The organism is Sporolactobacillus sp. Y61, from assembly GCF_040529185.1.
Lineage (GTDB): Bacteria > Bacillota > Bacilli > Bacillales > Sporolactobacillaceae > Sporolactobacillus.
The window spans coordinates 1,391,301-1,405,414 of record NZ_CP159510.1 but is presented as its reverse complement, the minus strand read 5'-3'; the positions used below and the strand labels follow the sequence as shown (position 1 = coordinate 1,405,414).

11 protein-coding genes are annotated in these 14,114 nt (G+C 50.3%); 1 reads left to right on the top strand and 10 read right to left on the bottom strand.

What is annotated here, in order from left to right; translation table 11 throughout:
* Positions 1-63: 63 nt before the first annotated feature.
* The 10 genes from ABNN70_RS06775 to ABNN70_RS06730 all read right to left on the bottom strand — a co-directional run bounded on the left by ABNN70_RS06775 (position 64) and on the right by ABNN70_RS06730 (position 12,940).
* A complete protein-coding gene (locus ABNN70_RS06775) occupies positions 64-2,148 on the bottom strand; it encodes a hydantoinase/oxoprolinase family protein (protein WP_353949222.1) in 2,085 nt (694 codons plus the stop codon).
* 41 nt (positions 2,149-2,189) lie between these two features.
* Positions 2,190-2,417, bottom strand: coding sequence for a hypothetical protein (locus ABNN70_RS06770; protein WP_353949221.1), 228 nt, complete (start codon positions 2,415-2,417; stop codon positions 2,190-2,192).
* Between the two features lie 33 nt (positions 2,418-2,450).
* Positions 2,451-3,707 (bottom strand): NAD-dependent dihydropyrimidine dehydrogenase subunit PreA, encoded by a 1,257-nt coding sequence (preA, locus tag ABNN70_RS06765; RefSeq protein ID WP_353949220.1) that lies wholly within the window; start codon positions 3,705-3,707, stop codon positions 2,451-2,453.
* A 16-nt stretch (positions 3,708-3,723) separates the two neighbouring features.
* Positions 3,724-5,076, bottom strand: coding sequence for an NAD(P)-dependent oxidoreductase (locus tag ABNN70_RS06760; protein WP_353949219.1), 1,353 nt, complete (start codon positions 5,074-5,076; stop codon positions 3,724-3,726).
* A gap of 49 nt (positions 5,077-5,125) precedes the next feature.
* Positions 5,126-6,649 (bottom strand): NCS1 family nucleobase:cation symporter-1, encoded by a 1,524-nt coding sequence (locus tag ABNN70_RS06755; protein ID WP_353949218.1) that lies wholly within the window; start codon positions 6,647-6,649, stop codon positions 5,126-5,128.
* 143 nt (positions 6,650-6,792) lie between these two features.
* Entirely contained in the window at positions 6,793-8,022 is a 1,230-nt protein-coding gene (locus ABNN70_RS06750; RefSeq protein WP_353949217.1) for a Zn-dependent hydrolase, read from the bottom strand.
* A 23-nt stretch (positions 8,023-8,045) separates the two neighbouring features.
* Positions 8,046-9,197, bottom strand: a complete 1,152-nt coding sequence (locus tag ABNN70_RS06745) for an iron-containing alcohol dehydrogenase family protein (protein WP_353949216.1) — start codon at positions 9,195-9,197, stop codon at positions 8,046-8,048.
* Positions 9,198-9,218: 21 nt separating this feature from the next.
* Positions 9,219-10,586 carry an aminotransferase class III-fold pyridoxal phosphate-dependent enzyme gene (locus ABNN70_RS06740; protein WP_353949215.1) on the bottom strand — a complete coding sequence of 456 codons (1,368 nt, stop codon included), beginning with the start codon at positions 10,584-10,586 and terminating at the stop codon, positions 9,219-9,221.
* 197 nt (positions 10,587-10,783) lie between these two features.
* Positions 10,784-11,938 carry a PucR family transcriptional regulator ligand-binding domain-containing protein gene (locus tag ABNN70_RS06735; RefSeq protein ID WP_353949214.1) on the bottom strand — a complete coding sequence of 385 codons (1,155 nt, stop codon included), beginning with the start codon at positions 11,936-11,938 and terminating at the stop codon, positions 10,784-10,786.
* Positions 11,939-12,043: 105 nt separating this feature from the next.
* Positions 12,044-12,940 (bottom strand): LysR family transcriptional regulator, encoded by an 897-nt coding sequence (locus ABNN70_RS06730; RefSeq protein WP_353949213.1) that lies wholly within the window; start codon positions 12,938-12,940, stop codon positions 12,044-12,046.
* Between the two features lie 114 nt (positions 12,941-13,054).
* On the opposite strand from ABNN70_RS06730, the gene ABNN70_RS06725 reads away from it, so the two are divergent.
* Complete coding sequence (locus tag ABNN70_RS06725; protein ID WP_353949212.1) at positions 13,055-13,939, top strand: DMT family transporter; 885 nt, start codon at positions 13,055-13,057, stop codon at positions 13,937-13,939.
* The last annotated feature ends 175 nt before the right edge of the window (positions 13,940-14,114 follow it).

Below are 14,114 nucleotides of genomic sequence, written 5' to 3'. Positions count from 1 at the left end.
TTTTCAGCGCTCCACTGACTACCTGAGCCGTAATGGGATCAATTGCTTTTTTCGTTTCAACCATTACACTTCTCCTCCTGTCTTCACAATAATCGTTCCATTTGCCAGCATCGTGACTTCACAGTCCGGCGGAATCACGATCGTTGTGTCTTTCTGAAGAATAAGGCAGGGACCCGCAAAAGATTCATTAACCGGCAGTTTATTCTTCATGTAATGAGGTGTAGCAAAGGTTTTTAAATCACCCTCTGAGCGGAACCAGGCCGGTGCCGTTTTAACCATCGCCTCATTCAGAGAACGGCTGCCCTGCGTAAAATTCGGGTCACCAATTTTCGGCATATCTCCAATCCCCGTCACACGCATATTGACAATCTCAATCGGAGCATCCTTAAACGCATGGCCGTATTCGCGTTCATGTCGTTTATGAAAGGTCTCCCAGATCTCCATAATATTGGTGCTGTCAATCATCCCGGAAGACACAGGAATACGCAGTTCGTATCCCTGTCCAGCGTAGCGACAGTCAAAATACCGGTCAAGCGTAATCTGATTCTCTGCAAAACCTGCTTCTTTCAACTGTCCGGTAATATCCTGTTCCAGTGCATGGAACCGGTCATTCAGATAATTGATATCCACCTGGTCACTTGCGATAAAAATGGTCTGAACCGCATCATATTTCAAATCAGTGGTTAATAGACCGGCCGCAGACGTAATGCCCGGATAGGGAGGAATAATGACTTCCGGTATTTCAAGAATTTGCGCCACCTCAACAGAAAGCATGGGGCCGCCTCCACCCAGTGCAGCCAGGCTGAAACCGCGCGGGTCAAATCCTTTCTGAATTGTTCGTGACCGGATCGCATTGGCCATATTGTTATTCACAATAGTAAGAATCCCCTCCGCTGTCTCATAAAGTCCGAGGCCTAGCTGATTGGCCAGATTGTTCACCGCCTGAATCGCTTTCTCCGGATAGATCTTCATTTCCCCGCCAAGAAAATTTTCAGGATCCAGTCTGCCGAGTACCAGTACGGCATCGGTTACTGTCGGCTGTGTCCCGCCCCGACCATAACAGGCGGGGCCGGGCAGTGAACCTGAACTCTCCGGCCCAACCTGAAACGCACCGCCAGCGTCAACAAAGGCAATACTTCCCCCTCCGGCTCCGATCGTATGAATATCGATCATCGGAATCTGAACAGGGAAGCCGGCAATCCATGTGTCGCCTGCTGTTGCTTCCGCAAATCCGCGTTCGGTAATGATACCGATGTCGGCACTTGTTCCGCCAATATCAAAAGTGATCAACCGGTCATGTCCGGACAGCCTCCCTGCCCATTGTCCGCCCAGTACGCCGGCTGCCGGCCCTGATAGCAGCGTATAAACCGGTTTTTCGGAAACTCTGCCAGAGTTTGCCACACCGCCGTTTGACGTCATAATCATTAGATCACAATCTATATTTTCCTGACGAAGTCTTGACTCAAGGCTTGCGACGTACCCTTTCAGTTTTGGTCCGACAAAACCGTTCAGGCAGGCTGTCGTAAACCGTTCGAACTCGCGGAACTGTGGCGAAATATTGGATGATTTGGTCACGTAAAATTCGGGATATTTTTTCGTAATCATTTCTCCCACCTGATCTTCATGTTCCGGATCAAGATAGGAAAAGAGAAATCCGACAACAACTGAATCTATTCCCTCCTTTTTAAAATCGTCCAGCACCTGGACAACTCCCTGCTCATCAAGCGGGACTTTTTCAAAGGCTTTTCCGTCTTTTACGGTCACGCGTTCCGATACGACCCGTCTGTCTCGACGTTGCATGATCGCCCGATCCTGCCAGGGAATTTCCTGCGTCAGGGAATAATTTTCCGGGCGCTGATGCCGGCCAATCTGCAGCAAATCCCGGTACCCCTTTGTCGTGATAAAACCGACGTTAGCCCCTTTATGCTCGAGAATGGCGTTCGTTGCAATCGTCGTACCATGAAAAATGTGGTCAATATCTTCCGTATTGATATGATACCGACCGCACAGTTCTGTAATTCCTTTAACCATTCCAATAGAAGGATCCTTTGTGGTCGGCGTCTTGTGGATATAGGAAACATCGGTATCCGTATCCGTATATATGATATCTGTAAAAGTCCCGCCAATATCTACACCAATGAGTTTCATACACACCTTACCTCCATCTGTGAAAGTTATCTCATTTCCAGTCAGGACCCGACTGACTCGCCTGTTTTCCTTAACAACAGCTGATTCGTGAAATAGATTCGTCCTTCTGGAGTAAGCAGTCGTATCGTCCCGATGCGCTCTTGATTCGAGTCCTTGAAACGGATCAATGCACCGTTCAAATTTTCTTCAACTTTTATAATCCGGCTACTATTTTTCAATAATTGATCCACCGTTCGTTTTTCCAGAAGAAATTGTTCATGCTCGTGCATCATTTTCCCTCCGCTCATTGGATCATTACACGCTTACAGCTTCTCCAGCAGTTTCTGGCGCTGATTCCACGTCATTGGCGCATCTCCTGGTTTTTCAATCATCTGAATCGCGTCGTCAACCGGACAGACGATTGCGCACAGATTGCAGCCGACGCAGTCCTCCTCACGGACTTTTAACTGCTGATGACCTTCTGAATCAATGAATCTCTCAATACACTGGTGAGCCGTATCTTCGCAGGAAATAAAACACTTATTGCAGTTAATGCACCGGTCAGTGTCAATTCGTGCAACCCTTTTATAATTCAGATTGAGATCGCCCCAGTTCCGGTATTTCGGCACCGTTTTTCCCACCAGATCCATAGCTGAAGCCAGTCCTTTTTCATCCAGATAGTTGTTCAGGCCGTCGATCATATCCTCAACCATCCGGAAGCTGTGATGCATTGCAGCTGTGCAGACCTGTACCGTCGAAGCTCCCATCAGCATATATTCGGCTGCATCCTTCCAGGTTTCGATACCTCCAATACCGGAGATCGGAACATCAATCTCTGAATCACGGGCACACGCGGCAACCATACTCAGGGCAATGGGTTTGACCGCAGGGCCGCAGTAACCGCCATGTGTCCCCTGACCTCCGACATCAGGAATGGTGTTCCATGTGTCAAGATTAACGCCCATCAGACTGTTGATCGTATTAATCATACTGATTGCATCCGCACCTGCCCTTGTCGCAGCATAAGCCGTGGCCGTAATATCGGTAATATTCGGCGTCAGTTTAACGATTACTGGCGTTTCGGCTGCCTCTTTCACCCAGTATGTCTGCTTTTCAACAAGTTCAGGCACCTGACCCGATGCAGATCCCATGCCACGCTCAGCCATCCCGTGCGGACAGCCAAAATTGAGTTCAAGTCCATCAACCCCGGCCGCTTCTGTTTTTTTCACAATCTCGTGCCATTTTTCCTGCTGTGGTTCCACCATCAGAGAAGCAATGATAACATGTCCGGGAAACTTTTTCTTCGTCTCCGAGATTTCCCTGAGATTCACATCTAGCGGCCGGTCGGTAATCAGTTCAATATTATTGAATCCGGCGACACGACGGCCTTTGTACTGCAGCGCAGAGAAACGCGAGCTGACGTTAATAATCGGGTCTCCAAGCGTCTTCCAGACGGCGCCGCCCCAACCGGCTTCAAAGGCACGCTGCACCTGATAGCCGGTATTCGTCGGCGGCCCGGATGCGAGCCAAAATGGGTTCATCGACTTAATTCCTGCGCAAGTCACCTGTAAATCTGCCAAAAAAGTCCCTCCTCTCTTAACTCTCAGTGGACAACTGCCGGTGGATGGCGTATGCCGTCTGTTTCCCCTGTTCAGCAGCAGCCACCACCATCGCTTCACCGTGCCCTCTGCCAAAAGTCACATCCCCCGCCGCATACACTTTGGAATTTGATGTCTGATGCGTCACAGGATCTGCCTTCACCACCCCCTGATCGTGTTCCAGCCAGAGTGCATCAATCAGGGAAGTATACCGCGACTGGCCAATCGCCCGGACAACAATATCAACAGAGAGATCATATTCAGATCCCTGAATCACTTCAGGCCTTGGACGTCCCGAAGCATCTGCTTCACCCAGGGTCATGCGCACACAGGTCAGGCCGGCGACATGGCCCTTTCCGTCATCCTTAATCGCTTCAGGGGAGGTCAGCCATCGGAATTCGATCCCTTCCTGCCGGGCAAAGGCATATTCAGAAGGATAAGCACTCATCTCTTTCTCCGAACGGCGATAGACGATCCGGACGGTGGAAGCACCCAGGCGTCTCAGGCACGTAGCCGCATCAATGGCCGTATTTCCAGCACCAATCACTGCGATACGTTTACCCATGAACTGATCATCCTTCATCTGACCTTCTTTCACTCTCTCGATCAGCTGGATGGCATCATATACCCCTTTCAAATCTTCACCAGGAATATGAAGCTCAGGCACGCTGGACATGCCGATAGCAAGAATGACTGCATCATGTGAATGCATCAGCTTTTCAACCGGCATATCCTTTCCCACTTCAACACCGGTGCGAATTTCGACGCCCAGTCGCTCCACCTGTTCTGCTTCCCAGAGAGAGATACTCTGAGGGAGCCGGAAGGGGACAATGCCGTACGTATCCAGTCCTCCCGCCTTTTCTTTTTTTTCAAAAACAGTGACTTTGTAACCAAGGCGCGCAAGTTCACGCGCCGCTGACAGACCGGCAGGCCCGCTGCCGATGACTGCCACAGATTTTCCATTTGGCTTACATTCTGTGAAAAGCTGAGGGTTATTTTTCATCGCCCAGTTTGTCGAATACCTTTGAAGGTCGCCGATCATAATGGGAAGGGAAAACTGATTAAGGACGCAGGCCCCTTCGCAGAGTTCTTCGGTCGGGCAAACGCGGGCACATGTCGCCCCCATCGGGTTGGCCTCCATGATTACCCTTGCCGATCCCTGCAGATTTCCGGTCGTTATCTTTTTGATAAAAGACGGGATGTTGATGCCGGTCGGACAGGCTTTCCGGCACGGCGCATCATAACAGAACAGACAGCGGTTCGCTTCATCCATTGCTTCTTCAGGCTTCAGATCAGGTTTTACTTCATCAAATCTCTTCCATAAATCTGTTTCAGTTGCAGAAGCACACATTCCCCGTCACCTCCATGAATTTCTACCTGTTTCACGTGGCCATGAGTCATTATGCATTCGGCTTGACCGTTCCCGGTGCCAGATCGCCCACCATATCGGAATTTTCGAATATCGTCATGTCTTTATATTCCTGACTTGTCAGAATACTGCTGCTGTTCTGCATGAGCCAGACATAAACAGCACCGGCAACCAAAAGGCCGATCGTCCAGGCATTATCCCAGAGAAAACGCAGTCCGGGGACAAGCAGGCCAATCAATGAGACAGCAATAGCAACCGCAAATGCGATGATACTGTTTCTGTTGAACCCGGATTGATAACTGTACCGCCCGTTTTTCGTATACAGTTCCGTCAGGGCGAGACGACGTTTCCGTACAAGCCAGTAGTCAGCGATAGCAATGCCGTCGATCGGTCCAAGCAGCGCACCATATCCACCGAGAAATCCCATGATATACGTTGACATATCACCAACCAGATACCAGGGCTGCATCGCCAGTGCAATCAGGCCGGTCAGAACAGCCCCTCCGCCAAACGTGATTTTTTTGGGCCATATGTTTTCTACAGCTCTGGCAGGAGCTACAATATTGGCGGCAACATTTGTTGTTAACGCAGCCAGTGCAATACCGATCGTACCAATCAGAATGACGACAGGGTGGAATTGTGACAGGAGAGCGGCCGGATCCCAGATCGCCTCACCAAAAATCACTACCGTTGCGGAAGTCACGGCAACACCGATGAATGAAAAAAGTCCCATGGTCCCTGGAAGTGCGATGGACTGTCCGACTATCTGTGCCTTCTGGTTTTTTGCATAACGGCAGAAGTCGGGAATGTTCAGGGCCAGCGTTGCCCAGAAAGCGATGACGCCGGTCAGGGCCGGAAAGAAAATGGCGAAAAACTGCCCCGCAGATTCGAATTTGGAAGGGGCTGAAAGCATCGGTCCCATACCTCCGGCAGCCGTAATCGCCCAGATGAACAGAGCAGCTCCAAGAATAAGGAGAATCGGTGCAGCCCAGGCCTCCATTTTTTTAATGGATTCAGGCCCTCGATAAGCAATGATGATATTCAGTGCCCAAAAGAGAAGAAAGGCGATAAACGTATGTCCGGTAACATTTCCCCAGCCGCTCATTGAGACGAGCAGCGCGTCAATTGCCGCGCCGCCGTACCAGCAGTTAATGCCAAACCATGCGGCGGCAACGAGTGCCCGGGCGATGGCCGGAATATGCGCCCCTTTGGATCCAAACCAGACACGGGCAAACACCGGGTAGGGAATGCCGAATTTTGTTCCTGCGTGAGAATTTAAAAGAATGGGGATAAGAACAATCAGGTTTCCGAGAATAATGGTGACAATGGCCTGCCACCAGTTCATCCCAAGTGCAATTAAACCGGAAGCCATTGTATAAGTTGGAATACAGATACACATGCCAATCCAGAGACTGGCGAAGTTGTAAGAGGTCCAGTCGTGCTCCTTTCCGGATGTCGGCCGCAGATCCTCATTCCACATATGACTGTCTTTCAGATTATTGATCGCGTCGCCAGTAAGGGTGACCACTCCGTCTTTCTCAATCTGGGTTTTCATCGGTACTTCACTCCCTGTGATTTGGTTCTGTCACAGGTCAACCTGAAGCCATTTGCTCGATGCGCACCATCATTATGTTCTGTCTGTTTTTTTCATGAATTTGAAGAAAGGATGCAATCTCTTATCACCGATCATCGGCAGATTTATGGATCCGTCAGCATCCCCAGCACCGTATCCAGGGCAACTTGAACTCCTTTAGCACAGTCCTCAATAGACGTCTCCTCCTCCTCGCAATGACTCTTCCCGCCTGCACTCGGCACAAAAAGCATCGCAGCAGGCAAGAAACTTGCGATATACTGGGCGTCGTGACCTGCACCGCTGTACATCCGCTTATATGAATAGCCAAGTCCCTGCGCTGAGGCCTCAAGCCGGTCGCATAAGTCCGGGTCAAAGGCAACCGTATCACGTCCCCAGAGTTTTCGCTCTGCGACGGAACATCCGTCGACCGTTTCCGGCAGGTGCTTTATGATGTGAACCACCTGCCCGATCACTTCAGGATCCTTGTGTCTCGCTTCAAGAGTGAACGCCACTTTTCCCGGAATCACCGTATGGACATTCGGCAGGACATTCATTCGTCCGATTGTGTAAACAAGATTCGGATCAAGTGTATTGAGCCTGCTTCTCAGGATGCCGATCAGATCTGTCGCTGCAAACAGGGCATCCCTTCTCATCTTCATGGGTGTGGTTCCGGCATGATCTGATTCGCCTGTCACCTCAATTTCATAATTCACCATACCTACAACGCCTTCGACCACTCCGATTTCGAGTGATTCGCTTTCCAGGACCGGTCCCTGTTCAATATGCATTTCAAGATAAGCCGCAGCTTCTTTCAGCCGGTTCTCTGCTGAACCCTGATAACCGCTCGCCTTTAATGCCTCACCGAATGTCGTGCCTTCCTTATCCCTGATCTGCAGCATGTCTTCTTTTTGAAACATACCGGACAGGATGCCGGAGCACATCATGGCCGGATCAAAGCGTGCGCCTTCCTCATTGGTAAAATCAACAAGGGTAAAAGGAATCTTCGGTTTCACATGGTGATCATGGAGCGTTCTCGCAACTTCAAGTGCCGCCAGCACGCCCAGTACCCCGTCAAAACGTCCGCCTTTAATAACGGTGTCCAGGTGAGATCCCATGACCAGTGGCGGCTTGTCTTCAATGCCCGGCAGTGTCGCGTAAATATTGGCCACGTCATCAATTTTTATGGTCATCCCGAGTTCCCGGCAGCAGGAAATCAGATCATCTCTTGCTCCAATATCTTCTTTGGAAAGAGACAGGCGCGTCACGCCATGATTCTTCGTCCGTCCGAAATCTGCAAATCTCTCAATTGTTTCTTTTAAGCGTCGTTGATTAATCAGGAGCTTCTGTTTCTGCATGTCCTTGTCCTCCCCTTTTTGCATCAGACAGAGGTCCGTGAATCTTCATATAAATCCTGGTATAAAGTTTTGAGGCTTTCCCGGGTGATTTTGACCGGATTATTATCCATATTCGGGGCAAAACTCTTTGCCACCAGCCTGTCCAGCTGTTCGTCGCTGCGGATCCCCACCTCCTCTAAAGTCGTGCGCATACCCATTTCCTTTTTCATCTGATCAATACGGTCCGCGAGGTCATCCGAATCTTTAAACCCGAGCCGTCTGCTGAGCGCCTGCAGTCGTCCGGATTCCGGACCGCGACGGCTGTTCAATCTCCAGAATGCGGGAAGAGTGAAGGCACAGGCCTCCCCGTGGGGCAGACCATAATCCTGCGTGAGCGGATAAGAGCAGGCGTGAGCTGCCGCGGTTGATGTGAGACCGAACGCCAGACCGGCTGTCACTGAAGCCAGGCTCATCTGTTCCCTCGCTTTCGCATCATCCGGCTGATGATAGGCACGTAATAAAAACTGAAATACCAGAGAAGCCGCCTGCTGCGCAGCCAGGTCGGTCAGGGGCTGATGCCGCTTCCCATACCAGGCTTCCAGTGAATGAGCCAGAACATCCAGCCCGCTTGCCGCCGTAACAGCCGGCGGACAGGAGTAAGTCAGCTCCGGATCAATCAGCGCATACACCGGATAGAAATATTCACTTGTGATCAGTGCCTTGACTTTCCTCTCCGTATCTGTGATCACCGAAGCACCGGTGACTTCACTGGCGGTTCCGGATGTCGTCGGCATGGCAATCAGCGGAATGCCCGGGGCAGTGACTGATCTTTTCCCGCTCAGATAATCCGCAATACGGTAGGGCGTCCGGGCAGCGAAGCAGGCGGCCTTTGCACAGTCCATCACACTTCCGCCGCCAAGCGCGACCGCAAAACTGCACCGCTCTTTACGCAGCCGTTCCGCACAGGCCTCAGTATTGACCACCGTCGGATTCGGCTGAATATCGGAAAAAATGGCCACAATCCGTCCATCTGATGCTTCTTTCAGCTCCTGCGCCAGCCCTTTTCTGACCATCGACGGCGCGCTGATCAGAAGCCCGCGGTCCAGATGCATATCCTTCAGAAGCTGCGGCAGCTTATGTCTTTTACCCGCTCCAAAATCGACAGGTACAGGCAGTTTATAAAAAAAATGCTCCATCCGTATTCCACCCCGCCTTTGTTATTTTGAAATCACAGACTGATCCGCAAACAGGACCGTCGACTCAAATTCAGAAAGAACACGTTCAAAAATATCCAGTGCTTCATTTATTTCCTGTTCGGTAATGACAAGCGGCGGTGCAATCATCACACTCGATTCATGCGAATACGTATAGAATCCGTTCTCAGTCAGCATGCCGATGAATTTTGCCATGAGTCCGGCCTTATCCTTTCCGTAATCCATACCGTAAGCAATAATCGGTTCTTTTGTCTTCTTATCTTTCACCAGTTCGACCGTCGCAAATAATCCAATGTGCCTGACATCGCCGACAGACTGATAAGTTCTTAACCTTTCAAGCCGTCCGGCAAGGACCTCACCCATAGCCTCTGCATGTTCAATCAGATGCTCATCCTGATAAATATCCAGCGTCGCACAGCCGATCTGCGTCGAAACGGTATGCCCGCTGTAGGTCAGCCCGGTCATCAGGACATGATCGTCAAAGTACGCCGCTATGGTTTTACTGACCATCACCCCGCCAAGCGGGCTGTACCCACTGGTCACGCCTTTGGCAAACGTGATCATATCCGGTTCAAAATCATAGTGATCGACGGCAAACATTTTCCCGGTTCGGCCGAAACCGGACATGACCTCGTCGCAGATCATCAGAATACCAAACTGATCACACAGCTTCCGGACGCCTTCCATGTATCCCTTCGGTGGAATCAGAACCCCGTTACTGCCGGGAATGGTTTCCATGAACACAGCCGCAATCTGATCCGGGCCTTCATAGAGCATCTGGTTTTTCAGCCGATTAAGATAAAAGGCGGTTGCCTCCTCATCACTTTTAAAATCCACAGGTGCGCGGTACAGATAAGGTGTTTCAAATTTGATAAATCCGGGAATGCCCGGTTCGACAAGAAACCGCCGACCCTCGCCGGAGAGATTCCCCGCACCAAAAGTTGCACCGTGATAAGACCGGTAACGGGAGAAAACTTTATAGCGCCCGGTCACCATCCGTGCAATCTTAATGGCGTGATCATTTGAATCCGCGCCACCGTTTGCAAAAAAGACTTTGGCCATGTTCCGGGGCGCCACTTCGATAATCTTCCGGGCCAGTTCTGCCTTAGATGCTGTCGCAAACCCGGGCGCGGCAAGCGGAATCTCGCCGATATGCTTAAATTCCTCGATCAGCTTCGGATGTTGATGCCCAACATTCAGGTATACGAGCTGGGAACACATATCATAGTACTTTTTACCGCCTTCGTCCCAGAAATAAATGCCGTGACTTTTTTTAATGATTTTCGGATGAATCCCCTTCTGCTTCGCCCAGGAATGCAGGACATACTGATGATCCAATTTGTGAATTTTTTGATTATCTATGGTCTTCATCTGCAATCAGCTCCGGTTTTTTTCTGAATTAATATAATTTAATAATAAAACATTATATATTGAATTCAATGCCTATTCAGATAAATATTATTGTGCATCTGCACAAAGGGATGTCAGAATGAGTTATCGGAAAATCTGGGCAGGGTGCGTAAGAAAACGGGAGATGACGTCAAAATAAGGAGAAAGTCAGGGTCAGATCAGTCGCTGACGTCTTCAATCATAAAGGCAAGCAGGAGGTTCGTCCGGACATAGGGGTTATTTAAATCCATATCTAGGATAGACTGGATTTTTTTCATTTTATAGAGAACTGTATTTCGGTGAATAAATTCTTTCCGGGCGATTGGGGTTGTCCTTCCGTCTTCATCCAGAAAGGTGCGCAGGAAGCCGACCAGATCCGTCTGGTGCAGATGATCATAGCGATACAGGGGGCCGAGCATCTCGCTTTGGAACGTCTGAAATACTGCTTTATCGGAAGTCTCCAGAAGGATTCGGTACACGCCGGCATCTTTATACTGAAAAAAGGGCAGCTCCGGCCGGCGGCTGACAAGCTGAACCACAGAGAGAGCTTCCCGATAACTTTTCGACAGCTGCTCCACCCTGTAGGCACCTCCGATTCCGATAAAAAGGTCAATTCCAGAATTGGGTCGCTTTTGCAGCACATGTCGCGTCACCTCTGCGAAAAACTGTCGCGTCACCCCTTTTTCCTTTCGGTCAGCCATATAAATCAGCTGATTGTCGTGATTCATCGACAGACGGATCGTATACTTTTTCTGCAGCTCTTCTTCTAACGAAAAGGTCATCCACGCCGGAACAGCAGCCGGAGGACGGACAGAACAGACGATGACGGCATAATGGGCGTGACTTTTAATCCCCAGCTGCAGAAGATCGCCGGCCAGGCGTTCCCTGTCATGTTCCGGTTGAAACAATATTTCTGAAAACAGTTCTTCTGTTTTTGCCTGCTTCTGATCGGCAACGGCCAGATATTGAAAGGATATCCTGACGAAATCGGCCACCCGATAGACCCAGGGCATCTTAAACACAGGGAAATGGTTCTGATCTGCAAAGCGAATCACCTGTTCCGGAATCGTTGGAATATAGGGACCGACGTTTAAAATAATCCCCGCCGCCCCGCGCTCAAATGCCGTTTCAACCAGATCAGTCAGCTGTGCGGTATCCTGATGCATATTGATTCCGGTTGTAATAAGTAGCTCATATTTCTTAAAAAATTCAGCCAGATGGGCACTTTCTATCACATTGACACCGCTGACCGGTCTGCTGATTCCACGCTCACCTGCCACAATATGGATCGTATCAAATTCAGGTAAGGTAAACAGTTCCTGCAGTGTGATCATTCTGACCATCTCCCTGAGTGAAAGCAATGATTCTGTGAAAAAACATACATTTACTATACCATAAGCATCCTGAACTCCTCTCTGAAATACACCTGAACAGGCCGATTACTGATGTGACCGGTTCTCTGAACTTACCTCTTGTTTTTTTACGACCCGCTCTGCCACTTCAACAAACCGTTCTGCCGCAGGTGAGGGATGGAGGCGTGTCGCAATCTGTATCGTCCGGTAACTTTCCGACTCAAGCGGAATCGCCCGGAGTGGAGCGATATCTTCCGGCAGAACCAGTTCCGGGAGAATACTGATCCCGAGATGATGGGCAACCATCGACAGAATCGCATTCTCCTCCATCAGTTCAAAGCGGATATCCGGATGAACATCGTGTTCCGACAGGATCCGTCTGATCTCGTGATAACCGCCAAAAGCCGGCATGATGAACGGTTCCTCCTCCAGCTGCCGGAAGGAAACAGCTTCCTGATGATACAGCGCACTTCGCGGGGAAACGATGCAGAGAATCCGGTCCCGCATCAGGGGTTTGCACCGCAGATCCTTCGAGACGGAAAAGGTAATAAACCCGCAGTCCAGTTTTCCGGCGCTGATCTGTTCCATGATCTGAATGTAATTGCCTTCATGGAGATATAATCGGATGCCCGAATAATCCTTATCCATGACCTGAATGATCCGGGGCAGAAGATGCCTGGTGACGCTGGTAAAAATGCCGACATGCAGCGTCCCCCTCGTCGTACCGTGAATCTCAGATGCCTGCTGATGGATATTTCTGTCTTCCTGAAGAATCCTGCGGAGTGAAGGCAGCAGGATCTCACCCTCCCGCGTCAGCTGAATGCCTGAACGGTTCCGGTTGATCAGCGGGAAGCCGAACTCCGTTTCGAGACTGTTGATCGCATGGCTGACGGCCGGCTGCGTCAGACCGAGCTGCCCGGCGGCTTTCGTAAAACTGCCGCATGCAACGACTTTTACAAGAATCTGGTATTTGATCAGGCTCATGCTGCACACCACGTTTCCATAAATTCATTTCATTTTCATCATTATAAACATTCATTTTATTTATGACAATAACCGGATTATACTGATCCTGTAAACAGAAAGGAGCAAGTGAAGGTGAGTCAGAGAAGAGCTGATCTGTTACTCGTTCTTGCCACGGCGATGTGGGGTTCATCCTACCTTTTCATGAAATCCGGGCTGGAGACACTGGATGTCTTTAACCTGATCGCATTGAGATTTCTTATTGCTTTTCTGGTCACGGCAGCGCTCTTTTGCCGCGAACTCCGGCACACAGACAGGCACACCCTGTTCTGCAGCATGATCCTCGCCATAAACCTTTGCCTTGTCTTCACCGGCATTCTATACGGCCTGAAATCCACCTCGGCAGCTAAAGCCGGTTTTCTGGTAGCTCTGACCGTGGTCTTCGTTCCCTTGCTCAACTTTGTCCTTTTCCGGAAAAAACCCGGGATGAACGTGTCGGCAGGGGCCTGTCTTTCCCTCACCGGTATCGGTTTTCTGACATGGAACGGGCAGTTTCTCCTCCAGCCCGGCGACCTGCTCTGCATCCTCGGTGCCCTGGCAAACGCCAGCTATATCCTCCTGACCGACCACTTCACAAAACGCGTTAATACAATCTGCCTCGGGGTCTGGCAGATGGGGTTTGCGGGCATTTTTGCCCTTACTTTCTCTTTTCTTATTGAAACACCTCACCTGCCGTCCGGACCAGATGCCTGGCTCTCCGTTCTCGGACTCGCCATCCTGTGCAGCGCTGCCGGATACATGTTGCAGACGGTTGCCCAGAAATATACCGTCCCTGCCCATGCCAGTTTGATCTTTTCGCTTGAACCTGTCTTTGCCGCGCTGTTTGCTTTTATCTTCATGGGAGAAGCCCTGCCTGCGAGAGGAACTATCGGGGCAGCGATCATCCTCTCCGGCATCATGATCATGGAAGTGGATCCCTGGAAGTATTTTCATCCCCGCCCGATGCACGCGAACAGATGAACCACCAGTCGCATGCCGGAAGAGTTACAGAACTCATTAAAAATGGACATGTTGAATAAGCATTCATGACGTGCCGCCAGCTGACTTTAATCGTGAGAGGAATCAGCGCACGGGCGGCGCTACCAGCGCTACCATTGATAAAGTTTCAGCTGAATAGGCCCGTCAGCGTCTGCCA